Origin of the sequence: Enterobacter cloacae complex sp. P42RS (assembly GCF_014930595.1) — a bacterium.
GTDB classification, from domain to species: Bacteria; Pseudomonadota; Gammaproteobacteria; order Enterobacterales; family Enterobacteriaceae; genus Enterobacter; species Enterobacter bugandensis.
In genome coordinates, this window is record NZ_JADBRK010000001.1 from 567,738 (window position 1) to 593,157 (window position 25,420).

General features: G+C 54.1%; 21 protein-coding genes. 8 read left to right on the top strand and 13 right to left on the bottom strand.

From position 1 onward, the window contains the following. Positions 1-108 precede the first annotated feature (108 nt). Complete coding sequence (locus IM314_RS02625; RefSeq protein WP_060571758.1) at positions 109-1,251, bottom strand: methyl-accepting chemotaxis protein; 1,143 nt, start codon at positions 1,249-1,251, stop codon at positions 109-111. A gap of 454 nt (positions 1,252-1,705) precedes the next feature. Here IM314_RS02625 and IM314_RS02630 point away from each other — a divergent pair, with 454 nt between their 5' ends. The 3 genes from IM314_RS02630 to IM314_RS02640 all read left to right on the top strand — a co-directional run bounded on the left by IM314_RS02630 (position 1,706) and on the right by IM314_RS02640 (position 5,375). Then, complete coding sequence (locus tag IM314_RS02630; protein WP_193358182.1) at positions 1,706-3,835, top strand: bifunctional diguanylate cyclase/phosphodiesterase; 2,130 nt, start codon at positions 1,706-1,708, stop codon at positions 3,833-3,835. Between the two features lie 92 nt (positions 3,836-3,927). Next, positions 3,928-5,160, top strand: a complete 1,233-nt coding sequence (locus tag IM314_RS02635; RefSeq protein ID WP_188245583.1) for a sensor domain-containing diguanylate cyclase — start codon at positions 3,928-3,930, stop codon at positions 5,158-5,160. 74 nt (positions 5,161-5,234) lie between these two features. Further along, complete coding sequence (locus tag IM314_RS02640; protein ID WP_032644880.1) at positions 5,235-5,375, top strand: Ecr family regulatory small membrane protein; 141 nt, start codon at positions 5,235-5,237, stop codon at positions 5,373-5,375. Positions 5,376-5,565: 190 nt separating this feature from the next. Here IM314_RS02640 and IM314_RS02645 read toward each other — a convergent pair whose 3' ends face one another. Further along, entirely contained in the window at positions 5,566-6,465 is a 900-nt protein-coding gene (locus tag IM314_RS02645) for a LysR family transcriptional regulator (RefSeq protein ID WP_041909711.1), read from the bottom strand. A gap of 142 nt (positions 6,466-6,607) precedes the next feature. On the opposite strand from IM314_RS02645, the gene IM314_RS02650 reads away from it, so the two are divergent. After that, entirely contained in the window at positions 6,608-7,537 is a 930-nt protein-coding gene (locus IM314_RS02650; RefSeq protein WP_193358181.1) for an aromatic alcohol reductase, read from the top strand. Between the two features lie 101 nt (positions 7,538-7,638). Here IM314_RS02650 and IM314_RS02655 read toward each other — a convergent pair whose 3' ends face one another. Further along, positions 7,639-9,255 (bottom strand): ABC transporter substrate-binding protein, encoded by a 1,617-nt coding sequence (locus tag IM314_RS02655; RefSeq protein ID WP_041909706.1) that lies wholly within the window; start codon positions 9,253-9,255, stop codon positions 7,639-7,641. Between the two features lie 185 nt (positions 9,256-9,440). Here IM314_RS02655 and mpaA point away from each other — a divergent pair, with 185 nt between their 5' ends. Next, the gene (gene mpaA / locus IM314_RS02660; RefSeq protein ID WP_193358180.1) at positions 9,441-10,154 is read left to right on the top strand and encodes a murein tripeptide amidase MpaA; all 714 of its coding nucleotides are present in this window, start codon (positions 9,441-9,443) and stop codon (positions 10,152-10,154) included. Here mpaA and ycjG read toward each other — a convergent pair. Next, positions 10,145-11,110: an L-Ala-D/L-Glu epimerase gene (gene ycjG, locus IM314_RS02665; RefSeq protein WP_193358179.1), complete on the bottom strand. Its 966-nt coding sequence runs from the start codon at positions 11,108-11,110 to the stop codon at positions 10,145-10,147. The two genes, mpaA and ycjG, sit on opposite strands and share 10 nt — an antisense overlap. Positions 11,111-11,218: 108 nt before the next feature. Between ycjG and tpx the strand changes: the two genes are divergently transcribed. Together tpx and IM314_RS02675 are read left to right on the top strand one after the other, a co-directional pair. Further along, positions 11,219-11,725: a thiol peroxidase gene (tpx, locus tag IM314_RS02670; RefSeq protein ID WP_028013359.1), complete on the top strand. Its 507-nt coding sequence runs from the start codon at positions 11,219-11,221 to the stop codon at positions 11,723-11,725. 275 nt (positions 11,726-12,000) lie between these two features. After that, a complete protein-coding gene (locus tag IM314_RS02675) occupies positions 12,001-13,209 on the top strand; it encodes an aldose 1-epimerase family protein (protein ID WP_193358178.1) in 1,209 nt (402 codons plus the stop codon). A 32-nt stretch (positions 13,210-13,241) separates the two neighbouring features. Here the strand turns inward: IM314_RS02675 and tyrR are convergent, their stop codons facing one another. The 3 genes from tyrR to IM314_RS02690 form a co-directional block, all read right to left on the bottom strand. Further along, positions 13,242-14,783: a transcriptional regulator TyrR gene (gene tyrR / locus IM314_RS02680; protein WP_028013361.1), complete on the bottom strand. Its 1,542-nt coding sequence runs from the start codon at positions 14,781-14,783 to the stop codon at positions 13,242-13,244. Between the two features lie 112 nt (positions 14,784-14,895). Then, complete coding sequence (locus tag IM314_RS02685; RefSeq protein WP_193358177.1) at positions 14,896-15,948, bottom strand: YcjF family protein; 1,053 nt, start codon at positions 15,946-15,948, stop codon at positions 14,896-14,898. Further along, positions 15,945-17,342 (bottom strand): YcjX family protein, encoded by a 1,398-nt coding sequence (locus IM314_RS02690; protein ID WP_193358176.1) that lies wholly within the window; start codon positions 17,340-17,342, stop codon positions 15,945-15,947. Before IM314_RS02690 ends, IM314_RS02685 begins: the two co-directional genes overlap by 4 nt. Before the next feature lie 155 nt (positions 17,343-17,497). On the opposite strand from IM314_RS02690, the gene IM314_RS02695 reads away from it, so the two are divergent. Further along, positions 17,498-18,508, top strand: coding sequence for a LacI family DNA-binding transcriptional regulator (locus tag IM314_RS02695; protein WP_048956150.1), 1,011 nt, complete (start codon positions 17,498-17,500; stop codon positions 18,506-18,508). A 33-nt stretch (positions 18,509-18,541) separates the two neighbouring features. Here the strand turns inward: IM314_RS02695 and IM314_RS02700 are convergent, their stop codons facing one another. The 6 genes from IM314_RS02700 to IM314_RS02725 form a co-directional block, all read right to left on the bottom strand. Beyond that, a complete protein-coding gene (locus tag IM314_RS02700; protein WP_193358175.1) occupies positions 18,542-19,456 on the bottom strand; it encodes an OmpG family monomeric porin in 915 nt (304 codons plus the stop codon). A 66-nt stretch (positions 19,457-19,522) separates the two neighbouring features. Then, positions 19,523-20,605, bottom strand: coding sequence for an ABC transporter ATP-binding protein (locus IM314_RS02705; protein ID WP_193358174.1), 1,083 nt, complete (start codon positions 20,603-20,605; stop codon positions 19,523-19,525). Positions 20,606-20,618: 13 nt separating this feature from the next. Continuing rightward, complete coding sequence (gene pgmB / locus IM314_RS02710; RefSeq protein ID WP_150144014.1) at positions 20,619-21,284, bottom strand: beta-phosphoglucomutase; 666 nt, start codon at positions 21,282-21,284, stop codon at positions 20,619-20,621. Then, positions 21,274-23,553 (bottom strand): glycoside hydrolase family 65 protein, encoded by a 2,280-nt coding sequence (locus IM314_RS02715; RefSeq protein ID WP_193358173.1) that lies wholly within the window; start codon positions 23,551-23,553, stop codon positions 21,274-21,276. The genes pgmB and IM314_RS02715 overlap by 11 nt, the downstream gene beginning before the upstream one ends. Further along, entirely contained in the window at positions 23,547-24,605 is a 1,059-nt protein-coding gene (locus IM314_RS02720; protein WP_193358172.1) for a Gfo/Idh/MocA family protein, read from the bottom strand. The genes IM314_RS02715 and IM314_RS02720 overlap by 7 nt, the downstream gene beginning before the upstream one ends. An 11-nt stretch (positions 24,606-24,616) precedes the next feature. After that, a complete protein-coding gene (locus tag IM314_RS02725; RefSeq protein WP_193358171.1) occupies positions 24,617-25,405 on the bottom strand; it encodes a sugar phosphate isomerase/epimerase in 789 nt (262 codons plus the stop codon). Positions 25,406-25,420: the final 15 nt, after the last annotated feature.

A 25,420-nucleotide genomic window follows, 5' to 3' on the forward strand; every position in this document is an offset into this window, starting at 1 on the left:
AGGGGTTAAGCAACAACTATGTTTCGCATCGCGCTGAAATCGCTCAGGAATTGTACACGCTATATTTTGGGAATAAAAAAGCCTGTCATGCCAGGCTTCGGGAAGCTGTCAATGAGAGTGCTCGGGGAGCTGATGGTACGAAACAGGGCTGGCTACTGGTGACGAGGGGTGCCCCTGGTCCAGCCTGAAATTTCGGGTCCGCGTCTGCAGTTCGATCACCTGATTACGCAGCACATCAGAGGAACCGTTGAGCTCCTCCGCCATCGCCACGTTGCTTTGCGTGACCCGCTCCAGTTCGGACAGCGCCAGCGTGATCTGGGAAATGCCCTTCTCCTGCTCTGCGGTTGAGGTAGAAATTTCGTCCATTAACCGGCTGACGTTGCCGGAGCCGGTCACGATGTCACGCATATTCTTCTCCGCTTCCGACACAACGCTGGCACCCTGGGTGACATTACTACTGGTAACGTCAATCAGCGTTTTGATGTTTTTCGCCGCCTCGGCGCTGCGGTGAGCCAGGTTTCGGACTTCCTCTGCGACCACGGAGAACCCTTTCCCGTGATCGCCCGCCCGCGCGGCCTCGACGGCCGCATTAAGCGCCAGAATATTCGTCTGGAATGCAATCCCGTCGATCAGGGAGATAATTTCCGTCATCTGCTGCGCGCACTCGGTAATGGATTGCATATTGCTGGCAACCTGTTCCATCAGATCTCCGCCCTTACGCGCCTGCAGCGTCGCGGCATTCGCCTGCTCGCTCGCCAGCCGGGTATTATCGGCATTGTTTCGGGTACTTGCCGCCATCTGCTCCATGCTTGCCGCAGTTTGCACCAGAGACGCAGACTGTTGCTCTGTTTTCACCGAGAGCTGAGCACTGCGGGAAGAGAGTTGATCCGACAAGGCCATGGCGTTTTGTGATGATGCCCTGATCTCACGCACCAGCGTAGCGATGTTGCTGGAAAGAGTATTAATCCCGGGAATTAATCGCCCCGCGCAGTTATTGCCAAACTCGGGGATAGAGACGCCTAAGTTGCCTGCGGTCACTTCTTCAATACTTTTTTTCACAGTATTGATCGGCGTCACAAGAAACTTCGTCATATAACTCCAGAGCAAAAATAATCCAACGAAATTGACCAGATTAATCGAAACGAAAAGAGGAAGATTGCTGGAAAATAGAACAACGATACCTGCATTCACTAAAAACAGGCACAGCAGGAACCAGGCAATGAAGGTCCTGACACTAATATTTCTTAGCATGATTTTACCCACAACTTATATTTTGGTCGGCATTTAGATTTATAGCATTCACTTTTGCGTTTGTCCTCACATAATACGCTGGTTTCTCGTTTCGCCGTTACCCACCCTGTATTTAACTTAAGTCAGATAAAAAAGGGGTTTTAGTAGAAATGTCATGCCCCATATGCTGTATTGCTGGTCCAAAGCCCCCTGAAGCGATACCATTATCTGCGGTACAACGGTCCATATGCACACATATTTAAGACGCTTTGCTACAATCTATCGGCTATGTTTAGCAGTACTTAATGTATTAACATAAAGAATATATTTTATATTTCGGGTAAGTTTGACCTTTTATATAAGTGGCTATTTTCCACGATAAATAACTAATATGGTTTGAATGCGCATGTTCGTTGCCAGATAAAGACGTGCCGGCCGGCAAAATCGGTAACCCTCTCAGGCGTGGGATTGCATAATGCTCAATATATCGTGGGACCCTGTGTTGATCGCTGTCTCTTATCTGGTGGCGTTTATCGCCTCCTTTGTGGCCCTGGACAGCGCCGGGAAAATTCCCCTTTCCAGCCGTAAAGCGGCTCTGTTCTGGCGCATTGCCGGCGGGATCACGCTGGGCATCGGGATCTGGTCAATGCACTTCATCGGTATGCTGTCGATGCAAATGCCGATGATGATGAGCTATGACCTATGGCTAACCCTTGCGTCTCTCGGCGTGGCGATCGTTGCCTCCACGATAGCAATAAATATTGCCGTTACGGGCAAACACCTCTCTCCCTTTCGGCTGTTCTTCGCCACGGTTATCCTCAGCGCTGGCGTGGTCGCTATGCACTATATCGGCATGGCCGCGTTGATGCTGGAAGGAAGCATCCTCTGGGATCGGCGCATTGTGGGTGTGTCCGTGATGATTGCCGTGGTCGCCTCCGGCGTGGCGCTGTGGCTGGCTTTTCGCCTTAGAGATAAGCACAAAGGGGTCTTTGTGACTCGCATTCTCGCCGCGTTAGTCATGGGCGCTGCCATTTGCGCGATGCACTTTACGGGCATGAGCGCCGCGCATTTCCATGAGATGGCGCATACGCTCCCCGGCGGGGTCAGCGAGCTGGGGTTATCCATCTGGGTTTCCGTCACCACGCTCTCCCTGCTCGGCATGATGTTAATTATTTCGCTTATCGATTCGCACTGGCGGACCAGCCGTCTGACGGACAATCTGCGCCAACTCAACCGTCAGCTTGAGCTACAGGTTCGCTTTGACGCTCCCACCGGCCTTGCAAACCGCCAGCAGATGGATATCCGAATGCAGAATTGTCTGCACAGCGCCTTGCTAAGTAACAAACAATTTGCCGTGATTTTTCTGAATGTCGATCGCTTCAGACGCGTGAATGATACCTGGGGCCACAGCGTCGGTGATGAGTTATTAATTACCATTGCCCAGCGCATCACCTCCCTACTTACCCGTGAGATGACGCTGGCCAGGCTGGGTGGGGATGCCTTTATCCTGCTGGTTCCCGAATGCGACGAAGAAAAGCTCACTACCCTGCTCACGACGCTGCTCGCGGATATGCGCCGTCCGCTATCCCTTTGCGGACATACGCTGAGTACCACCCTCAGTGCGGGTGTAAGCCTTTATCCTCAGGATGGCGAAACGCTGCATGAACTGAAGTTTAAGGCGGATGCCGCCTTACACCACGTTAAGCAAGAAGGTCGTAACGGCTGGGCGTTTTACCGCCCTGAGATGTCAACGGCGGTTCCGGCGCAGCCGGGTTTTCTGCAGGAACTTTATCAGGCGCTGGAAAGCGATCGGTTTGAACTGTGGTATCAGCCAACCTGGCATGCTAAAGATAAGACGATCCACGGTTTTGAGGCTCTTCTGCGCTGGCGGCATCCGGAGCAAGGCGTTTTGCTGCCAGGTCTGTTTTTACCCACTCTGGAACAAACGGGTTTGATTATTCCGGTTGGCAACTGGGCTATTGAAGCCGCGTGTCGGCAGCTTCATTTCTGGACTGAACAAGGTTTCAGCCAGTGGACGTTATCACTCAATTTATCACCTATTCAGTTCGAACAGCCGGATATCTTTCACATCGTATCGTCCATGCTGGATAAATATAAACTGTCGCCCTCAAGGCTGATCCTGGAGGTCACGGAGAGTACCGCGCTAAAAAATCTCGACCGCAGCATCGAGCTGCTCAACGCCTTTAACCATGTGGGGATCACCGTCTCTATTGATGATTTTGGCACGGGTTATTCCAACCTGCTGATGCTGAGCGTTCTTCCGGCAAAAGAGCTTAAAATCGACAAGAGCTTTGTGTCCTCTATGCTGGGAAATGAAAAAAGCCGCAAGCTGGTGGAAACCATTATTAATATTGCCCGCACCATGGAGATGACTGTCGTTGCCGAGGGGATTGAAACGGACGAACAGCAGGCAATACTGACCAGCCTCGGCTGTGACTATCTCCAGGGCTACCTTTTCTCCCGCCCCTTGCCCGCTGAACAGGTTCCGTGGCTGCTGCTACAAAAAAACTCAGACAAACAAATTATACCCATAAGTAAAATTCAAACGGACCCCGAATTTATTTCACAAAAAAATCATGCCTGACGGGATTGAGTAGAGTATGTTTCAAGGGAGTACATGCGGGTCAGTTCTGCCATGATTGCCAGGCGTATCGTGCCGATGAACAGGAAAATACTATGTCGCAAAATAGTTTTGATGCGCTTAATGCAATTAAAACGCCCGTGTGGCTCATTTCTCCTGTTTCGGAACAGATTATTTTTGCAAATGTGGCCGCAATACAGCTAACGGGTAATAAAACGCTGAATGACCTGCGTAAAGGGTCCTGTTCTGCAAGTGCGCAAACCGTACTGTCAATGTATGTTCCTGAACTGAAGAACGATCACGATATTGTCGAGATCTGGACAGTTAGCCGGGGCGGGCAGGACGTACCGATAAGCTGTCGCCTCTCCCTCACCCACGTCACGCCGGATGGTGATGTTATCGTTTTCGAAGGAATCTCTTCGCACGCCCCCTCAGGCCTGAAAGCCAGCCGTTCCGCAACCTATCAACGCAAAAAACAGGGGTTTTACGCCCGCTTTTTCCTGACCAACAGCGCACCAATGTTGCTAATCGATCCTGCCCGTGACGGGCAAATTGTCGATGCAAACCTGGCCGCGCTCAGCTTTTACGGTTATTCACATGATGAGATGTGCCGGAAGCACACCTGGGAAATTAACACGCTTGGCAGAGGCGTCATGCCCATCATGACGGAGATTGCTGCGCTGCCCGGCGGACATAAGCCGCTTAATTTTATTCACCGCCTTGCCGATGGCACCACCCGCCACGTCCAGACCTACGCGGGGCCCATTGAAATCTACGGTGACAAACTGATGCTGTGCATAATCCATGATATCACTGAGCAAAAGAGGCTTGAGCAGGAGCTGGAAAATGCTGCATTACGTGACTCGATGACGGGGTTACTCAACCGACGTCAGTTTTATAACGTTATCGACCAAACCAACCTGAGCCACCTCTCCGCCCAGCAGCAATTTAGCCTGCTGCTGGTGGATACCGATCATTTTAAAAATATCAATGACCTCTTTGGTCACCTGAAGGGTGATGAGGTGCTCATCGCCCTCTCCCGAACGCTGGAAGCCTGCAGCAGACAAGATGACCTGGTGTTCCGCTGGGGCGGTGAAGAGTTTGTCATCCTGTTGCCGCGTACGTCTCTCGAAACGGCGCTGAAGATTGCCGAATCCGTCCGTGCGGCGGTCACCCATATTACCCTCCCAGGCTTACCACGCTTTACCGTCAGTATTGGCGTGGCTCGGCATGACCCGGAAGAGAGTATTGACGCGCTGTTTAAACGTGTCGACGATGCGCTCTATCGCGCCAAAAACGATGGGCGTAATAAAGTCCTTGCGGCATGAAACTGGAGTATCGTGAAAAGCCCCGCTACAATGCCCAGCTTAAGTAAATTAACGACGGGTGGGTTGTGGCAACAATGGGAAAGACAGAAATAATACTCACCTTAATTATTTTATTGCTTATTATATTTGGCTTATGGTTTATTTTCAGCGGTGAGATTTGGTTTTTCGTTGAATATCTGGAAAACAGTCTCTACCCCACTTTTGACGCACTGTAGTGCACGTTTAATTTATTGTTTCACCTACCGAATTTGTCAGGTATCTGCATTGCCCTCAGCCACGTAAGATACGCGGCGTTATCCTCCAACAATGTTGATAACGAATCACTAAATCATTTGCTTATTTCGCCCGTTCTCTGACGGGCTTTTTTTATTTCCGGCTATTAAGCAAAATCAGGGTTTTCGTCCGTCAGTCACCATGTTGGTGTAGCACCGCTCTGCTCCAGTCATAAAAGGCGCGTACCGAAGGCGGGAGATAGCGGTTTTGTGGATAGACAAGCGAAAGCGGTAAATCGAAAGAGACGTCCTCCATACAGCGAACCAACGCCCCGCTCTTCAGATACGGCTCAGCCAGATAGCTGGCCACGCGAATTAATCCGAGCCCTTGAATTCCGGCCTGGATATAGGCGTCGGTGTCATCAACGATCAGCGTCTCTTTCATGCGGATTGCACAATCGCCGTCATCACGCGTAAAAAACCAGTCAATGGTACGCCCGGTGCGGTGGTTCAGGTAGCCGACTGCGTAATGCTTTTCCAGTTGGTCGAGATTTTCCGGCTTACCACAGGCGGCTATATAGCCCGGAGAAGCCAGAACAACCCATCTGAAGTTCGCCAGAGGGCGCGCGACCAGCGTCGTTGAATCTTCTATCCTCCCGGTGCGGATCACGCAGTCATACCCTTCCTGAATAATGTCCTCCACGTTATCGCTGGAACAGAGTATCAGCTCCAGCTCGGGATACTGGCGGAGAAATTCAGGGAGACTGGGAAGAATGCAATGTCGGGCGAGAGACTGCGGCATCCCGACTTTAAAACGGCCTCTTGGCTGCGCGGATCTGCCGGGAAAGGAAGACTCCATTGTCGCAATATCCGTCAGCAGCCGTTTGCTCTCGTCATAGTAGCGTCGGCCTTCTGCGGTCACGCTGAGTTTCCGGGTGGTGCGCTGTAAAAGCTGAATGCCCAGGTATGTCTCCAGCTCCTTAACGACCCGCGATACGGTTGAGCGCGGTAGCCCCAGCACTTCTGCCGCCCTGGCGAAGCTGTGGGTCTCGACCACACAAACGTATACCCGCATTGATTCCAGTTTATCCATATTCCCACCGCGCCTGAAAAGATCGATTATCCCATTTTTACGAACAGTTTAACTTATGCTTGTCGTCTTATCGAATGCAGCCATCTGACATAACCTTGCTTAAGTTGAAGTAATCAAGCGATTTAACAAAGAGAGGCTCAGTATGAAAGAACGTGATATCAAGACAGGCGAAAAAGCATTAGTGCTTGGTGCAGGACAATTGGGCGCTGCCGTGCTGGAGTATCTGGTTCCGGCAGTCACGCAGCGCGACGGCGCTGTCTCCGTTATCGTATCGCCCGGCTCCTGGGACAGCCGGGGTAAGCTTCAGTCCGAAACGCATCAAAAACTGGCTGATGCAGGGGCCAAATTTATCTCTGTCGATGTCGCTGCCAGCACTATTGACGCGTTAAAAAACCACTTCGCGGATTTTGATACTGTTATCAACTGCATGGGGTTTGTCGCTGGCGCGGGAACACAGATAAAGATTACTCGCGCGGTACTGGAGGCTCGCGTTAAACGCTATTTTCCCTGGCAGTTTGGCGTGAATTACGATGTGGTAGGCAAAGGGAGCGGTCAGCCCGTCTGGGACGAGCAGTATGATGTCAGGACGCTTTTGCGGGAACAGAACGCGACGGAATGGGTGATTGTTTCAACCGGTATGTTTACCAGTTTTCTCTTCGAACCGGCATTTGATGTGGTGAATTTATCCGAAAAAACCATTAATGCGCTCGGAGGATGGGACACACAGGTCACCGTGACATCACCTGCGGATATTGGCCGACTCACCACCGAAATTTATTTGCATCAGCCGCGGATCGTAAATGAAGTGATATTTGTCGCAGGTGAAACAACCTCATACGGAAAACTGGCAGAAACCGTTGAACGTGTGACCGGCCAAACGTTCACTAAAGACGTATTACCCCTCTCTGCGCTACTGGATGAGCTGCGTTTGAAACCGGATGATACGATGACAGGCTATCGCACGGCCTTCGCCAGGGGAGACGGTGTATGGTGGCCGATGAAAGATACCTGGAATGTACAGAATAACCTGCCGACCCAGGATATAGCGTCATGGCTAAAGACCGTCATTTGAGGACATATCCTTTCAGGACGCTAATGAAAACTGGCGCTGTCAGCTGCGCCAGCTTTTGGTTTAGCCGTGGTTACCTTGCGTTAACAGGCAACCGGTACTGATTAGTGCTTTTCAATATACATCGTCCGGCTATATGCCACGTCTTCCGGGTTATTGATGGGGTAGCCCTTCACCCAGGGCTTAATCAGGCGACCGTTAGTGTACTGATAAATTGGCGCGATGGGCGCCTTCTCCATAAGGATTTTCTCCGCCATGTTGTAGTCCGCATTGCGCGCCTTCGCGGTGGTTTCCCGCGTCGCCTGCTGGACGATCTTATCGTAGGCAGGGTCATTAAAGCGGGAGATATTGCCGCTGTGAGTGGAGGTCAACAATGACAGGAACGTTGATGGCTCGTTGTAGTCGCCCACCCATGAAGCGCGGATCACATCAAAGTTGCCGGTGTTACGGCTATCAATGTAGGTTTTCCACTCCTGGTTTTGCAGTTTGACATCCACACCGAGATTTTTCTTCCACATGGAGGCCACCGCAATCGCGATTTTCTGGTGGTTTTCCGAAGTGTTATACAGCAGGTTCAGCTTTAGCGGGCGCTGAGGACCGTATCCTGCAGCCTGCAGCAAGGTTTTGGCCTGGGCGTTCAGCTCCTGCTGCGACATCTGCTCAAACGGCGAGGCGTCCGGGGTAAACCCTGCCGTCACGTCAGGCGTAAAGTGCCAGGCGGGTTTCTCTCCCGTGCCTAACACCTTTTCCGCCATAATGCGACGGTCGATAGTCATGCTCAGCGCAAGACGGACGCGGGCATCGGCAGTTGGGCCCTTTTGCGTGTTAAACGCATAGTAATACGTTCCCAACTGAGGCGGCGTATAAACCTGCCCCGGAATGTCCTTCATGAGCTTCTGATACATGTTTTTTGGGAACGATTCGGTAATATCAATATCCCCTGCCAGGTAGCGTTTGGTCGCCGACGATTCCTGATTAATCGGCACGAAGGTCACCTTCTGCAGTACCGTTTTGGCATTGTCCCAGTAGTGCGTATTGGGCACCACAACCAGTTTTTCATTCACCACGCGATCCTTCAGAACGTAAGCCCCGTTCCCCACCAGCGCGCCCGGCCGCGTCCACTCTTTACCGCTTTCGACGTTAGCTTTTTGTACTGGATAAAAAGCAAAGTTCGCCGTCAGGTTGCTGAACCACGGCAGCGGTTTGTCCAGCTGAACGCGTAACGTTCTGGCGTCCACCGCCGTCACACCCAGCGTATCGGGCGCGGCTTTACCGTCAATAATGGCCTGAGCGTTATTAATTCCCGCCAGCGCGGCAAACCAGGCAAACGGAGAGGTGGTTTTCGGGTCAACCAGACGCTGCCAGCTGTAGACAAAATCCTGGGCGGTGACAGGGGAGCCGTCGGACCATTTCGCGTCATCGCGTAAGGTAAACATCCAGACACGGTTATCGTTGCTCTGCCAGCGTGTCGCCACGCCCGGCGTCAGCTCCCCTTTCTCATTCTGATTAACCAGGCCTTCAAAGAGATCGCGAATCACCTGAATCTCTGGCAACCCCACGGCTTTCGCCGGGTCCAGCGAAGCCGGCTCGTCTTTAATATGCCTGACCAGCTCTTGTTTTTGCGCCAGCGCAGTGCCCTGCGGCACGTCAGCTGCGAAAGAAAGTGAAGAGAGCCCGCACAGGCACAGTGCGGCAAAAAGACGCGAAACAGGATGCTTCATAAGATCCCCTTTAATGAATTCAGGTATTAAGCAGATGCGTAATTATTTGTTTCGACAAAGAGAAATGCAAATAACTTACGCCTGAATAGTGATTTAAGGCAATTCTTTGCCATTACGGAAACTATTTGATTAACAGCGGGTTTTGCACAACACTGCCAGTAGTGACTTCTTTATCAGGATTTCGTATGGCAACCACCCGACCGAGAGCGGAACGCGGCGCCTTTCCGCCGGGCGCTGAGCAATATGGCCGCTCCTTTTTAGGCGCATCGCTGATCTGGTTCCCCGCCCCCGACGCAGACCGCGAAAGCGGCTTGATTCTTGCCGGCACGCACGGGGATGAAAACTCCTCCATCGTGACGCTTTCCTGCGCGTTGCGGACGCTGACGGCTTCATTGCGACGTCATCACGTGATTCTGGCGGTTAACCCGGACGGCTGCCAGCTGGGTCTTCGCGCCAATGCGCGAGGCGTTGACTTAAACCGTAATTTTCCGGCAGCAAACTGGCGCGCAGGGGAAACGGTGTATCGCTGGAACAGCTCCGCCGAGGAGCGTGATGTGGTTCTGCTAACGGGAGATAAGCCGGGCTCAGAGCCGGAAACCCAGGCGCTGTGCCAGCTAATCCATAAGATCCATCCCGCGTGGGTGGTCTCCTTCCACGATCCGCTGGCCTGTATTGAAGATCCGCGTCACTCCGAGCTTGGCGCGTGGCTGGCAGACGCTTTCGCCCTGCCGCTCGTGACCAGCGTGGGCTATGAAACGCCAGGCTCCTTCGGTAGCTGGTGCGCCGATTTGAGCCTGCCCTGCATAACCGCTGAATTCCCGCCGATCTCCTCCGACGAGGCCAGCGAAAAATACTTAAAAGCCATGGTGGATCTTTTACGCTGGCAGCCTCAGAGATGAAGCACGCCGCTGGTAAAATGGAGCGCGGGAGAGACGTCAACCGCCAGCCACGTCGGGCCGTCCAGATCGGCGAAACGGACCTGATTGACCAGCGGTAGCGCCGCGCCGATTGCCCGGGACGTACAGAGCATACAGCCCAGCATCAGTGAAAAACCTTGCGCCCGGGCTTCTGCCGCCAGGGACAGCGCCTCTGTCAGCCCGCCGGTCTTGTCGAGCTTAATATTAATCATCTCGTAGCGGCCCTGCAGCTCGCTCAAGCTCGCGCGGGTATGACAGCTTTCATCCGCACAAACGGGCAACGGATGGATAAAGTTCTTCAGCGCCGCGTCATCTTTTGCTGGCAGAGGCTGCTCCAGCATGGCCACCCCCAGGTCGGCCAGCAGCTGACAGCGGGCGGCCAGCCCTTCTGGATGCCATGATTCATTTGCATCAACAATCAGCGTGGCTGAGGGTACCGCCGCGCGAATGGCGACCATCCGCTCGCTAATCAGACGATCGTCGAGCTTCACCTTCAGCAGCCGGGCCCCGGCGTCAAAAAGCGCTTTGGCGCTGGCGGCCATCTGTTCCGGCTCGCCAATCACTACCGTTTGCGCGGTAGCGACCGATTCCGGCAGCGCCACGCCCAGCAATGCTGTCAGGGGTTGCTGCTGTTTCGCCGCCTCCAGACTCCAGAGCGCACTATCAATGGCGTTACGTGCGGCCCCGGCGGGCAAACGATGCTGTAATGCCTCGCGCGTGAGCCCGGTTTGCAGGTCTGGCACCAGCGTCATGATATGCGCCATCACTGACGCGAGGCTTTCACCATAGCGCGGGTAAGGCGTACACTCCCCTACGCCTTTAAAACCGTCCTCTTCGATTTCAACGACCACCACGCTGGCTTCGCTTCGGCTGCCGCGGGAGATCACAAACGGGGTATGCAATGGCCAGGCTTCTTCATAGACCTTAACGCTTCTCATCACTGACTCCTTGCAGCCCGGAAAGGCGAAAAAATTTGGTTTGCCGTGTTATCCGCGGATGGCATACACTAGCCCCGACGTTAACTATATGTAAACAGGAAGATATCTATGTCACAACTCGTTCATTTCCAGGGCAACCCGGTTGCTGTTGCAGGTTCCATTCCGCAGGCTGGCAGCAAAGCGCAGGCTTTTACTCTGGTGGCTAAAGATCTGTCTGACGTCACACTGGCTCAGTTTGCGGGCAAACGCAAAGTGCTGAACATTTTCCCGAGCATTGATACCGGTGTTTGCGCCGCATCCGTGCGTAAGTTCAACCAGCTGGCAACTGAAATGGACAACACCGTTGTGCTGTGCATTTCTGCTGACCTGCCGTTCGCCCAGTCTCGCTTCTGCGGTGCTGAAGGCCTGAGCAACGTTATCACCCTCTCCACCCTGCGCAGCCCGGATTTCCTCGAAAACTACGGCGTCAGCATCGCTGAAGGCCCTCTGAAAGGCCTGGCAGCACGCGCGGTACTGGTTCTTGATGAAAACGACACTGTCATCTTCAGCGAACTGGTTAATGAAATCACTACCGAGCCGGATTACACCGCCGCGCTGGAAAAGCTGAAAGCATAATCATTACTTAGCATTCTATACCGCTTTTTCAAAACCTCGCTATGGCGGGGTTTTTTATTAATTCCTAGCTGAATCGTTAAATCAATAATGAGCTTGCGTCGCAAAATTAACGCAATTCAGTTTCAAGAATTCAGCAAAATAGCGATCAGACCCGCATATTGATCGTTAAACAACCCTGAATTTACCCTCAGTGAAGCGCATCACATTTCCCTTATCGCCAAAACATTAGATTTGCTTACGAAGTTAAATAATCGTTTCAGCAAAAAGGGATAAATATGAAAATAAAACTGGCTTTAACGCTCCTTTCGGTACTGGTTTCGGGCCATGCCGCAGCAAAAACCTGGGTGCTGACAAGCGCTGAAAGCAGCGTGGAAAAAGGAAACTGGAAGATTTCCAGCGATGAGCTGAAAATTAACGATCGAACGTTCAGCATTGAGCAAAAAGTGTTGCACGGCGGCAAGCAGGAAGGCAGTAAAATGATCGTTATTAGCAGTAAAAACGGCCTGACCATCACCTTAAGCCCGACGCGCGGGATGAACCTTCTGCATGTAGAGGGCTTTGGCACCAGGCTGGGCTGGAACTCCCCCGTTAAAGAGGTCGTTAACCCGGCGTATATTAATCTGGAAAGCCGAAACGGACTTGGCTGGCTGGAAGGTTTCAACGAGATGATGGTCCGCTGTGGCTACGAATGGACGGGGCACCCGGTCACCGCTGACGGCCAGATTTACACCCTGCATGGCAAGGCGGGGAATACACCGGCATCCCAGGTGGAGGTTGAAATTGCGGATGCTGCCCCGCATGAAATTCGTATTCGCGGTCTCATCAAAGAAAGCACCTTTAAAAAAGCGGATCTGCAAACCATGACCGAACTGCGTTACGTTCCAGGAACCAACCAGTTCAGCCTGCATGACGTTCTGACGAACCATGCCGATTACCCTCATGACTATCAGATCATCTACCACAGCAACTTCGGGGCGCCTGTCCTCGAAGAAGGCGCGCGCTTCCTTGCCCCGGCGGCAAGCGTGAGCCCGTTCAATGATTACGCGAAAGCGGGCGTTAACGACTGGCAAACCTACGCCGGGCCGACAAAAGGCTTTGATGAGATGGTCTTTAACATCAAACCGCTTGCGGACAGCAACCATGAAACCCTCGCGGCGGTGGTGAATAAAGCCGGTGACAAAGGCGCGTCAATTCAGTTTGATACCCGCCAGCTGCCCGTGCTGACCCTGTGGAAAAATACCGATACGCCAAAACAGGGCTATGTCACGGGGATTGAGCCAGGCACCAGCTACGCCTACCCCGTCACCATTGAACGCAAGCAGAAGCGGGTTAAGCAGCTGCAACCAGGCGCCAGCGCTCAATTTGACCTGACCTATACCCTGCTACACAGCGCGCAGCAGGTGAAGGACGTCGAAAGCAGGATTGCGTCGATTCAGGGCGAGACAAAAACAGAGATCGTGACCACGCCGCTGGCGAAGGAATAAGCATAAAAAAGCCTCTTTACAGAGGCTTTTTGTTATTCGTCACCTTTCTTATGATTCAATCCATACTCACGTAACTTATTCGCAATCGCGGTATGCGAGACGCCAAGCCGTTTTGCAAGTTTGCGGGTGCTGGGGTAGCTGCGGTACAGCTGCGTCAGCACGGAGCGCTCGAAGCGGCTGGTGATATCATCCAGCGACCCTTCCATCGCCTCTTCGCCTACCGATACCGTTCCGGCGTCGTAATCCGGCAATAGAATGTCCTGAGGGCGCAGTTCATACCCTTCCAGCTGGGTCAGCGCGCGATAAACAGCGTTTTTGAGCTGACGAATATTGCCCGGCCAGCCGTAGCGCATTAACACCGTGCCGAGATCTGCCGACAGTTTCGGACGTGGAACGCCCTGCTCGTCGGCAAAGCGGGCCACAAACAGCTCCGTGAGCGGCATGATGTCCTGCGGACAATCGCGCAGCGGTGGAATGTTCAGCGTCAGGACGTTGAGGCGGTAATAGAGATCTTCGCGGAAAATCCCCTTTTGCACCAGCTCCACCAGGTTCTTCTGGGTGGCGCAAATGACGCGCACGTCCACATGCACTTCGTGATCCTCACCGACGCGGCGGAAGGTACCGTCGTTCAGGAAACGCAGCAGTTTAGCCTGCATACGCGGCGACATTTCGCCGATCTCGTCCAGCAGCACGGAGCCGCCGTTGGCCTGCTCGAAGAACCCTTTCTTGCCTTCCGGCGCGTGTCCAAACAGCTCGCTTTCGACGGCATCTTCTGGAATAGAGGCACAGTTAAGCGCCAGATATGGTTTAGCCGCACGCGGGCTTGCCAGGTGCACGGCGTGCGCCAGCAGATCTTTCCCGGTACCGGTATCGCCGGTAATCAGCAGCGGCGCGGTAAGGCTGGCAAGCTTGCGCGCCTGGTCAACCACGTGGCGCATTTTCGGGCTGACGGCAATAATCTGGCTGAATGCGCCAACGTCCTGGCTGGAGAGGTTTTGCAGCTGGCGCCCCATGCGTAGCGTCGAGCGCAGCATGATCACCGCCCCGGTCAATACGCGACTATTTCCTTCTCCTTTCAGATAGACCGGTGTGATCTCCATCAGGAAATTCTGCCCGTTAATCACCACATGCTCGCTGTGTGTATTCTGCGGGTTGCTGTCCAGCCAGCGCTGGAAGTTAAAACCGGGGATCAGCTGCGCGGCGTGGTGGCTGCTGAGCTTCTCCTGGCTCTGCGCGAAAAGCTGGCAGCTCGCGTGGTTAACGCGCTCGACTTTACTTTTCAGATCCAAAGAGAGGAACGGCTCGGGCATCGCTTCAAGCAGCGCGCTCAGGGCGAGGTGCTCACGTTCGGAGGGCATCCAGGGGATGGTGCGTACATCCGTAACGCCAGCGATACGGCGGATTTCCGCCATCAGGCTGCTGAAGGTGTTAAATTCAATTTCGGCAAAATTGAGGTAAATTCGCCCGACAGGATCGATCTCAATGCCACGTAAATCAATGCTACGTAAAACAAGAAGATCGAGTAATTCGCGGGTAAGACCGAGACGGTCTTCACAGAAGACTTCAAGACGCATGGGAAATTCACCGTTTTAAGCCAATAACGTTAAAATGATATGTCAGAACTCGGTGAACCGGAAGATGGCTGTCAACAAATATTGACAGCCAGCACGATTAGTGAACAAAGCCTTAAGGAGACGGTTTTTTATTGAGCGTTTCTTTCAGCTGACCGATCAGTTCACGCCTGAAATCCCCCAGCCGCGGCTTATCGCCATCAATCCACGGCAGCGGACGGCACACCTCCATCGCTTTGATACCCAAACGCGCCGTCAGCAAGCCCGCGCCAATGCCCTGGGCTGCACGGGCTGAAAGACGCGCCGCCAGATCCTGCGACATCCAGTCCATTCCCACTTCGCGCACCAGCTCGCTCGCGCCCGCAAAGGCGATATTGAGCAGGACCAGTTTGAACAGCCTGAGCCGGCTGTAGTAACCCAGCTCTATGCCGTAAAGGTTCGCGATACGGTTGATGAGGCGCAGGTTACGCCAGGCGATAAAGGCCATATCCACCAGCGCCAGCGGGCTGACGGCAATCATCAGCGTGGATTCCGCCGCCGAGCGGCTAATCTCACGCCGCGCCTGGGCATCCAGCACCGGCTGAACCATATGGGAATAGAGCGTGACCACCTCCCGGTCGTTCTGGGTTTCATGGATGGCGGCGTACCAGCGCTGGAGCGCCGGATGCGACTGATCGATACCGGCCTGGCTGGCCAGTTTTTCACAGAAGGCGCGGCCTTTGCCAGTGCCGTGGCTGTGGAGGAGATCCCGCGCTTCATCGCGCTCGTGCGCACGCTGTCGCAAACGCCAGAGGCGGCGCCACTCGGTGGCAACCGACCCGACGCCCGCCCCCACGATGAGCGCGCCCGCGGCACATCCTCCCAGCGCAACCCAGTCCTGGGTTTGCCAGGCGTTCATCGCCCACTGCACGCCCTGCCCGACCACGCTGACGCCAAACAGCGCCAGACCGGCGGTGACCATCTTGCGCCACAGGCTGCGTTTAGGACGCAGAGCGGCTTCCACGGCCGCCTCCGCCGGACCGTCTTCGACGGCGGGATCGTCCGGCAGCGCCGGGGCAAAGTTCTCCGCCTGCGCGCCGCTGAACGTCTGCGCCGTTTTAAAGGCGTCCTGACGCTCGGGCTCAAGCGTTCCGGTAAAGTCTATGCGCGGTTTTAACGGTTCCGTCATCGCAATTTATCTCCAATCAAAAACTCCAGCGCCGCATCCAGACGGATGTGCGGTAACGGCCGATCGACGCTCATGTTCTGAGGGCGGAAGGCTTCAAACTGGAAGCCCTGGCTCTGCCAGAAGGCCTGGCCCGGCAGCCGCGCGGGCACTTCGCCGGGATAGACGGTAAGCGGCTCGCCATCACTGAGTCGATTCCCGCGTAATGCTGGTATTTTCTCTCCGTTAAGGTCAATCAGGCCGCTTTGGGTCGCCTGCACCGATGCGAGCCCAAGACAATCCATACTGATGCCTTCAAACGCGGCGTTTTGCCAGGCGTCCTGCACCAGCTGCTGCAGCAGAGAAACCATGTTGGCGTGCTGATCGACCGTAACGTGATCGGCTTTTGTGGCCGCAAACAGTAGCTTGTCGATCACCGGTGAGAACAGACGACGAAACAGCGTCCGCTGCCCGTAGTGGAAACTCTGCATCAGCTGCGTCAGCGCGAGGCGCATATCGTTAAATGCCTGCGGCCCGCTGTTGAGCGGCTGCAGGCAATCCACCAGCACAATCTGGCGGTCGAAACGTAAAAAGTGGTTTTTATAAAAACCTTTGACCACCTTTTCGCAGTAGTAATTGTAACGCTCGCGCAGCATGCCGGCATTCGTGTGTTTGTCGGCCTGTGCCAGCTTCGACTCGCCTGCGCCGTCCACATCCGGCCACGGGAAGAACTGCAGCGCGGGCGCGCCTGCTAAATCACCCGGCAAGACAAAACGGCCCGGCTGGATGAAGTGCAGCCCTTCCTGTTTGCACTGATGCAGATAGTCCGTCCAGGCTTCAGCAATGGTCGCCAGACGGTTATCATCCGCAGGCGCCAGCGGATCAAGGCCCTCGCACAGCTGTCGCCATTTCGTTGACCACTCTGCGCGTTGCCCTTGCAACAAGCCCGTCATCTGGCGGGACCAGCTGAGGTAGTCCTGCGCCAGCATCGGCAGGTCGAGCAGCCATTCGCCGGGATAATCGACGATTTCCAGATACAGGGTTGAGGTATCCTTAAAGTGACGTATCAGCGATTCATTAGAACGAAAGCGCAGCGCAAGGCGAATTTCACTGACGCCTCGCGTTGGCGTCGGCCACGCGGGCGGATCGCCGTAAAGCTGCGTCAGCCCTTCGTCGTAGGTAAAACGCGGTATGCCAAAATCACGCTGAGGGACGCGCTTAACGCCCAGCAGACGCTCTTCGCGCACGGCGCTGAGCAACGGCAGCCGCGCGCCGGCGTGCAGGTTCAGCAACTGGTTTACCATCGCGGTGATGAACGCCGTCTTACCGCTGCGGCTCAGGCCGGTAACGGCCAGACGCAGATGTCGATCAACGCCGCGGTTCACCAGTGAATTGAGTTCGTTCTTAAATCGCTTCATCGCCATCCTTCATTGCCCGGAAGCCAGGAATGTATGGCTTCAGAATACAATAAATGGGGGCAGATCGTTGATTATCAATTCTTATTTATTGCTATTGCCGTTTTCTCTCCAGTAAGATGAACGACATTGCTGTCAGTCCGGAGTGAGTAAGGTGTATGTCACCCACCATCTATGATATCGCACGGGTTGCGGGCGTATCGAAATCAACCGTTTCCCGCGTTCTGAATAAACAAACGAATATTTCCCCTGAAGCGCGAGACAAAGTGCTTAAGGCGATAGACGAATTAAATTATCAGCCCAACAAACTGGCCCGCGCCCTGACCTCTTCTGGCTTTGATGCCATTATGGTTATTTCGACCCGCTCGACCAAAACTACTGCCGGTAACCCTTTTTTCTCCGATGTTCTTCACGCCATTACGGCAAAAGCGGAAGACGAAGGGTTTGACGTTATTTTACAAACCTCGAAAAGCAGTGAGGACGATCTGCAGAAGTGCGTGGGAAAAATAAAGCAGAAGATGATCAAAGGGATCATCATGCTCAGTTCACCCGCAAACGAATCTTTTTTCACCACGCTGGACGAATACGGTGTGCCCGTGGTGGTTATTGGAAAAGTAGAAGGAAAGTTCCAGAATATTTATTCTGTTGATACGGACAATTTTCACGACAGCGCTATTCTGGTCGATTCGTTTATTAAACATGGGCGAACAAAAATTGCCTGTCTGCATGCCCCGCTCGATTATCACGTTTCTATCGATCGCCTTGCGGGTTATAAATCCAGCCTTGAGAAGCAGGGTATCGCCATTAACCCGGACTGGGTTATTGATGGCGGATATACCCATGAAAGCGCGCTCCAGGCAGCCTGCAAATTACTCTCGTCTGACAACCCGCCCAATGCCGTTTTTGCTACTGACAGTATGAAATTGTTGGGTCTATATCGTGCAGCGGATGAGTTAAATCTGATGGTTCCCGAGCAGGTTGTTATGGCAGGCTACAGCGATCCGATGCTGTCTCTCGTTTTAACCCCTGCGCCAGGCGGGTTTGATATTCCGACAAGAAAGCTCGGCGAAGAGAGCTGCAACGTGTTGTTCAAGCGTATTGCGGGTAAACCTGCGCCGCATAAGATTTTGGTTGATACGCATTTTTCGGATGCGGCGTCCTTGCGCTAAAAACCAGGGGCAATCGCCCCTGGTAAATCATGATCAGAACGCGTAGTTCACGCCGACACCCGCGTAGTGGAAGCGATCGCTCTCACCTTCGTCATGGTTTTCCCATTCGTAGGCATATTCCAGCGTCATGGATAAACCGTTGTTAAAATCATAGGCGTACAGCATACCCAGACGGTTGAAATCATGTCCTTCACGCTCAGGATCGTCCTGCCAGTCCCAGTTTGACCAGCGATCGAGTCCCAGACGGGTATAAGGCGTTAACGTCGTCTGGCCTAACGAAATCGGCAGGTAGGCACGAATTTCCTGGGTAGAAAACTCGCCGTTATTACGTGAGCTGTCCATATTGAAGCCGCGCTCTAAATAATAATTTACTTTCGCAGAGAACGTTTCGTTGATGGTCCAGGTAAAGCCCGTTTCGGTCTCGACGCGGCTGTCAGAATAACCGGTTTTATCGAGATCGTTGGCAAACTGATACATGGCAAACCAGCCGCCAAAGCGCCAGTCGTCGGTTAATTTAATATCCCAGTCAGGCTGAATTTTGTAGCGCTGCATGTTAGCGCTACCGTCTTTGGCGCCGTGTTCATCTTTAAAGTGATAACCATAATTGCGGAAGCCACCGGTCAGACCGAACGTAAAATCATCGGTGCCGATAAAGCGATAGCGCAATTCAAATTCAGGGCGATCGAAATAGGTGCCACGCGTCATACTGCTATAATCAACCGGTCCTTCCTGATACATTGCCAGAGAGATTGTCCAGGCATCCCATGTTGCATTAAACCATACGGAGGGTTCATATAATCCATCTTTATCGTCGCCCTGACCTTCGACGTTTTCAATTTCATACATTGCCCCGATATTAAACGCCCACTGCTTTGCGGGTTCTGTTGCTTGCGCGCAGCTAACCCCTGCGCACAGAACGAGCGCAGCACTTCTTAGTAGAGTACTCATTAAATATTCCCTTTATAATTAACAAACAAAAAAACCGGAAATTTGCATTTCCGGCAAACACCTTTCTTATCTAATAGCCGCTTCGGTATCGGCGTCGAAGAAATGGCACTTATTCATATCGAACTGAATGCCGATAGTATCTCCGGCTACGTAGTCATTGGCCGCGCCTGCGCGGACAACCAGTTCATGTCCGCCCACGGTGACATAAAGCATAAATTCGGCACCGGTAAGCTCAGCGACGCTGACTTTCGCCGCGATATCTTCTCCGCTGCTCTGCAGGGTAAGAATGTCTTCCGGACGGATCCCGAAGACGACCGCTTTACGCTGGTAACCTTGCGCATTCAACTCGGCCAGCTTGTCCTCAGGGACCTCCAGACGCAGCGTTTCCGTTACGAAATAGCGATCGTCGATAGCGCCACGAATGAAGTTCATTGCCGGAGAGCCAATGAACCCTGCGACAAAGATATTGGCCGGCTCGTTGTAGACCTGCTTCGGCGCACCCACCTGCTGAATGATGCCGTCTTTCAGGATCACGATGCGGGTCGCCATCGTCATGGCTTCCGTCTGGTCGTGCGTAACATAGATCATGGTGGTGTTAAGCTTCTGGTGCAGCTTGCTGATTTCAGCACGCATCTGCACGCGAAGCTTGGCATCGAGGTTGGATAACGGCTCATCCATCAGGAAGACGCCCGCTTCGCGCACGATCGCCCTGCCCAGCGCCACGCGCTGGCGCTGACCACCCGATAAAGCGCCAGGTTTACGCTTCAGGTATTCGCGTAACCCTAAAATCTGCGCCGCCCAGTTCACGCGTTCTTCAATCACCGCGGGCGCTATTTTTTGCATTTTCAGGCCAAACGCCATGTTGTCGTAGACCGTCATATGCGGATAAAGCGCATAGTTCTGGAATACCATCGCGATATCACGCGACTTGGCAGGCACGTCATTCATGCACACGCCGTCGATAATCAGTTCACCCGCGCTGATCTCCTCAAGACCGGCAATCATTCGCAGCGTCGTGGATTTACCGCAGCCCGACGGACCGACGAAAACAATAAACTCTTTATCTTCAATTTCGAGGTTGAAATCCTTAACCACGTGGACCTGGTTATCATAGATTTTCTGAATATGTTTCAGAGAAAGTTGAGCCATAATTTATTCCTTATCAATACGCCCGGGACGCCCAGAATTCTGTCAGGCATTTCCAGGTCAGTTCCCGCGTTGAATGAAGTTGTAATCCCGCATGGTTAAGGCCAGGCCCAATCCCGACCGACAGCATTCCTGCGGCGTTGATTGCTTCAACACCCGCAGCGGCATCTTCAATGCCAATCGCCTCTGCAGGACGCACGTTCAGCCCCGCACAGGCCGCAAGGAAGATCTCCGGGTCCGGCTTTGAACGGCAAATGCGGGAAGCATCAGCGCAAAAATCGAAGGCCTGATGAATGCCCAGCGCGTGCAAAATCCCTGGGGCATTGAGCGATACGGATGCCAGCCCAATCTTGACCTTCGCGGCACGGATCTCCGCCAGCACGTCGCGGATCCCCGGCAGCAGAGAATCCTGCGTCAGTGATGCCAGCGACTGGACGTAAAGCGCATTTTTTTTCGTCGCAAGCGCCAGGCATTGCTCCTCGCTAAATATCCCCTCTTTTCCGCCGTGCTTCAGAATGCGCTGGAGGGAATCCATGCGGCTTATCCCCTTCAGCTGTTCGTTAAAAACTTCATCAAAGGTGATGCCAATCTCTTCCGCCACGGCACGCCAGGCCAGAAAGTGGAGATGCGCGGTATCGGTGATCACACCGTCCAGATCGAATACAACAGCCTTAAGCGTCATGGCGCCCCTCCGTGGTAGCGGTCCCAGATGCGGATGCAGAAAAGTCCTTCCAGAAGCAAACTTTTCGCTCCGATACATGCAGCGTTTTGCCCCACAGCGTCAGCGTGGCAGGCGCCGTGGTTTCAATGGTTAACACTTCGTTTTCATACGTGAAGTGCATTGCTGCGTTCCGCCACCGCAGCGGAAAAGCGAGTTTCTGCCAGTGAGCAGGCAGTTTTGGCGCGAGATGCAGTTCCCCTTCAATGATTTGCAGGCCAGCAAATCCCTGAATTGCGCCAGACCAGATCGCACCGGTTGCCGCGGCATGAATGCCCTCATCGCTGCTGTGCGGATCCTCGCCCAAATCAATGGCGATGCCATCGCGCCAGAAGGCATAGGCCCCCTGCGTGTCACCGCAGCGCGCGAGCACAATCCCGTGAATGGCCTTGCTCAGGGACGAATCATGGATCGTGCGTGGCTCATAGAACGCCAGATTGGCGGCGCATTGCCGTGGCGTAAACCGTTCTGGCAGCAGGTAGTTAAGCATCACCACATCGGCCTGCTTAAGGATCTGCATCTCGTTCACTTCCGCGCGGGAATAATCGAGCAGAATCGTCTGTTTACCCGCTTTGGCTTTGTAGCGGCTCAGATCGATGGCAGGTTTTGACATGAAGGAATCATCCTGCGGGATCACACCGTCTGCATCGGCCTCCGGTAGCCATAAGCGCGCCAGGAACTGCGCGGCATTCTCCGTAAAACGCTCATCCTCACGCCCGAACATCGCCATAAACTGGCGCGCACAGGCAACGTTGTGCCAGGCCAGATAATTGGTGTAAGCGTTGTTGTTCACGTGCTCGGTGTATTCGTCCGGTCCGATCACATCATGGATTTCCAGACGACCATTGACATCCGTTGCGCGTCCCATCCAGAACAAAGCCGTTTCCATCAGCAGCGTCAGGCCTTCGTTACGCATAAAGGCGTCATCATGCGTCGCCTGCCAGTACGCAACGACGGCCCAGGCAATATCAGCCACGATGTGATGCTCAGCAAGTGCGGAAGCCACCTTCTGGCGTACCCCGGTGCGGATGTTGATTGCCGCGAACTCCGGCGTCTCTTCCTCACCGCTTGCGGCGCTTTCCCATGGGAACAACGCGCCAGGCCAGCCGTTACGACGGGCTTTTTCCCGTGCGCCAGCCAGATTAAGCCAGCGATAGCGCAGCAGGCTGCGGGCAACCTGCGGGCGGGTAAACAGATGGAAAGGCAGCAGGAAAATTTCGGTATCCCAGAAGACGTGGCCTTTATACCCCTCTCCCGTCAGCCCCTTCGCAGCGATACTGCTTCGCTCATCATGGGCAGGCGTCATCGTGGTCAGATGCCAGACCGCATAATCCAGCGCCATCTGATCCTGTTGCTCTGCGGAAGTCACTTCCACCCGGGCATCACGCCAGACCTCTTTCCAGGCATACGCTGAGCTTTCAAGCAATGCGTCGTAACCTCTTGCGGCAGAAACTTTGAGATCGGCCAGCGCGTTGCGCGCAAAAGACTCCTGTGACAGCGCTTTATCGCTGCGATGTGTCACCCAGACGATCTTTTCAAGCGTGACAGTGTCACCCTGAGCAATGGTCAGTGAATGATGTACGCTGAGACGCCGATTTTTGGCGGTGAAACAGCTGTCGCTCTTCGCGGAGAGCTGACAAAACGCCGAAACAACAACCTCCGACGCCCGATCCTGCGTTTCATACACCCCCTGCATATAGTGCTGATCAAAGACCCTGACCGAGATTTCATCCAGATGCTGTCTGCCGCTGTTCGTTTGCGTTGCGTCGATGCCGGTTTTAAGCATTGCCTGCGTGGCGCCATCAAGGGGCGTGATCGCGAGCTGCATAGCCACTAATGGCAACTGGTCCAGCGACACAAAACGACGACTCTCCAGCCGATAGCGTTTCCCGTCGGGCGAACGCCAGACAACGTTACGATGCAGTTCGCCGTTAGCGAAGGCCAGCTCGCGCTGCCACTCAAGAATTTCCCCAGCCAGGAGGGTGAAATTGACGCCGTCCAGCTCTACATCAATACCGGTGATATCCGGCAGATTGACCAGCTCGGTGGTCTCGTTGCGCCCCGCGCGATGATACAGCCCAGCGAGATACATGCCTCTGGTCTGCTGGGTGTACTCTTCTTCATGCGCAGCGCGAATGCCCATGTAGCCATTGCCGCATGCCATGATGGAGGCGTATTTATTCAGGCTGTGTGGACAAAAGCCCGGATCGGTTAATACAGAGACGTTCAGCATAGTGTTACGCTTTCCCCTGTTTCTGCGGATTCATAAAGCGCGCCAACAAGCTGCTGAATTACCAGTCCCTGTTCTGCATCGGCAATCATCACGGGCTCTCCCAGCACGTGACGTACGAAGGCATCCATGCTGCGCAGATGGCGCTGATCGTCCGCCTCTTCGCGCTGGGTAAGGCTTTCTAAAACACCGGCTTCGTCGTTGTAGATGTGCGCCGGGAACAGCGTTGCACCCGCCTTTTCACCGCAGAAAGAGACGTTCATGATCGACTGCTCGCGAATGTTAAGCGCAAAGGAGGTGTCCAGACGCAAAATGCCGCCGTTGCAGAATTCAATCGTGCCAAACAGCGCATCTTCCACGGTAAATTGCGCAGGATCCCACTCGCCAAACTGACCGGTGCTTTTACGGTTTGCCAGCCTCTGGAAGCTGTGCGCAGTCACCCGTTTTACCGCCGGGAAACCCAGGACATACATTGCGGCGTCGAGCATATGAATGCCGATATCAATCAGCGGTCCACCGCCCTGTAGCGATTTGTTGGTAAAAACGCCCCACCCCGGTACACCGCAGCGACGCAGCGCCTGCGCTGAGGTAAAGTAAACTTCACCGAGCGTTCCGTTCATTACCGCATCGCGCAGCAGTTGGGTATCCAGGGCAAAGCGATGGTGAAAATCATAGGCCAGAACTTTTCCTGCCTTGCGCGCCGCGATGCGCATCTCATCAGCCTGCTGCGGCGTCATCGCCGGGGGCTTTTCACACATCACATGGCAACCCGCCTCGAGCGCCGCCATCACATGTTCAAAATGGAACCGGTTGGGCGAACAGACGCTCACCACATCCGGTTTTACTGCCTGCAACATCTCGTGAGCGTCCTGCCATGCCGATGGAATAGCATAACGTTCCGCGAACGCCTGTGCCTGCTCAAGGCGGCTGTCCATGACAGCCACCATTTGAACATCACTGCGCGTGGCGTAATACGAGGCATGCACTTTGTCCGCGACCTGCCCGGCGCCAATAATGGCGACGCGCAGAGGCGAAGGTGTAGAAGCACTCATCACGCTCGTCATCCTTAGCATTCACGCAAATAAGTGAGAGAGTCCTGATAAGCCTTAGCCGGATCCTCGGCGCGAACACGGCATTCATACACCACGTATCCCTGATAGTTATCGGCACGCAGCTGATCGAACAGGCTGGCGAAATCGAGGCTGCCGCTGCCCGGCTGATAGCGGTGGTTATCTGCAATGTGAACATGACCCAGCAGATCGCGGTTCTGATGCAGCGCGTCCGTTAGCGAGTCTTCTTCAATGTTCATGTGATAGAAATCACCGATGATCTGCACGTGCTTCAGGCCGTTCTCTTCGATATAACGACGCGCGTCTGCCAGGGTGTTGAGCATATGATCCTGGTAGCGGTTCAGCGGCTCCAGGTAGACGGTGGTGCCGGTGCGCGCGGCCACCTCATCCAGCCAGCGCAGCGAGGCGCTTACGGCTTTGCGGTCACCGTCCAGGCTGCGTGGAGAGGTCATTGGCGGCAGACGGAAGGTAAACATGCCCCAGGCAGCAGGCACGATAATGCCCTTTCCGCCGACTTCCGCCAGCGCTTCCAGAATGCGTTCGATCTGCTGTAATCCGTTCAGACGGCGTTCTTCGATGAAATCACCGATCCAGCCATCGTACCCGCCACATGCTGTCGTCACCGGCAGGCCCGTGGCTTTGATAGCGGCTTTCACTTCGTCGAGATTTTCCACCAGCAGACGTCCGTCAATTTCGTAGCCATCAAAACCCATCGCTTTGATGTACTCGAATTTTTCCATGATGTTGGTCGGGAAAAAGGCCTGGTTTTGTGTTGCGATCTTCATGATTTGCTGTCCTTA

What these genes read in the sequence shown, in the direction of transcription:
- IM314_RS02625 (WP_060571758.1), bottom strand. Translation starts at nt 1,251, where the DNA reads ATGCTAAGAAATATTAGTGTCAGGACCTTCATTGCCTGGTTCCTGCTG.
- IM314_RS02630 (WP_193358182.1), top strand. Translation starts at nt 1,706, where the DNA reads ATGCTCAATATATCGTGGGACCCTGTGTTGATCGCTGTCTCTTATCTG.
- IM314_RS02635 (WP_188245583.1), top strand. Translation starts at nt 3,928, where the DNA reads ATGTCGCAAAATAGTTTTGATGCGCTTAATGCAATTAAAACGCCCGTG.
- IM314_RS02640 (WP_032644880.1), top strand. Translation starts at nt 5,235, where the DNA reads ATGGGAAAGACAGAAATAATACTCACCTTAATTATTTTATTGCTTATT.
- IM314_RS02645 (WP_041909711.1), bottom strand. Translation starts at nt 6,465, where the DNA reads ATGGATAAACTGGAATCAATGCGGGTATACGTTTGTGTGGTCGAGACC.
- IM314_RS02650 (WP_193358181.1), top strand. Translation starts at nt 6,608, where the DNA reads ATGAAAGAACGTGATATCAAGACAGGCGAAAAAGCATTAGTGCTTGGT.
- IM314_RS02655 (WP_041909706.1), bottom strand. Translation starts at nt 9,255, where the DNA reads ATGAAGCATCCTGTTTCGCGTCTTTTTGCCGCACTGTGCCTGTGCGGG.
- mpaA (WP_193358180.1), top strand. Translation starts at nt 9,441, where the DNA reads ATGGCAACCACCCGACCGAGAGCGGAACGCGGCGCCTTTCCGCCGGGC.
- ycjG (WP_193358179.1), bottom strand. Translation starts at nt 11,110, where the DNA reads ATGAGAAGCGTTAAGGTCTATGAAGAAGCCTGGCCATTGCATACCCCG.
- tpx (WP_028013359.1), top strand. Translation starts at nt 11,219, where the DNA reads ATGTCACAACTCGTTCATTTCCAGGGCAACCCGGTTGCTGTTGCAGGT.
- IM314_RS02675 (WP_193358178.1), top strand. Translation starts at nt 12,001, where the DNA reads ATGAAAATAAAACTGGCTTTAACGCTCCTTTCGGTACTGGTTTCGGGC.
- tyrR (WP_028013361.1), bottom strand. Translation starts at nt 14,783, where the DNA reads ATGCGTCTTGAAGTCTTCTGTGAAGACCGTCTCGGTCTTACCCGCGAA.
- IM314_RS02685 (WP_193358177.1), bottom strand. Translation starts at nt 15,948, where the DNA reads ATGACGGAACCGTTAAAACCGCGCATAGACTTTACCGGAACGCTTGAG.
- IM314_RS02690 (WP_193358176.1), bottom strand. Translation starts at nt 17,342, where the DNA reads ATGAAGCGATTTAAGAACGAACTCAATTCACTGGTGAACCGCGGCGTT.
- IM314_RS02695 (WP_048956150.1), top strand. Translation starts at nt 17,498, where the DNA reads ATGTCACCCACCATCTATGATATCGCACGGGTTGCGGGCGTATCGAAA.
- IM314_RS02700 (WP_193358175.1), bottom strand. Translation starts at nt 19,456, where the DNA reads ATGAGTACTCTACTAAGAAGTGCTGCGCTCGTTCTGTGCGCAGGGGTT.
- IM314_RS02705 (WP_193358174.1), bottom strand. Translation starts at nt 20,605, where the DNA reads ATGGCTCAACTTTCTCTGAAACATATTCAGAAAATCTATGATAACCAG.
- pgmB (WP_150144014.1), bottom strand. Translation starts at nt 21,284, where the DNA reads ATGACGCTTAAGGCTGTTGTATTCGATCTGGACGGTGTGATCACCGAT.
- IM314_RS02715 (WP_193358173.1), bottom strand. Translation starts at nt 23,553, where the DNA reads ATGCTGAACGTCTCTGTATTAACCGATCCGGGCTTTTGTCCACACAGC.
- IM314_RS02725 (WP_193358171.1), bottom strand. Translation starts at nt 25,405, where the DNA reads ATGAAGATCGCAACACAAAACCAGGCCTTTTTCCCGACCAACATCATG.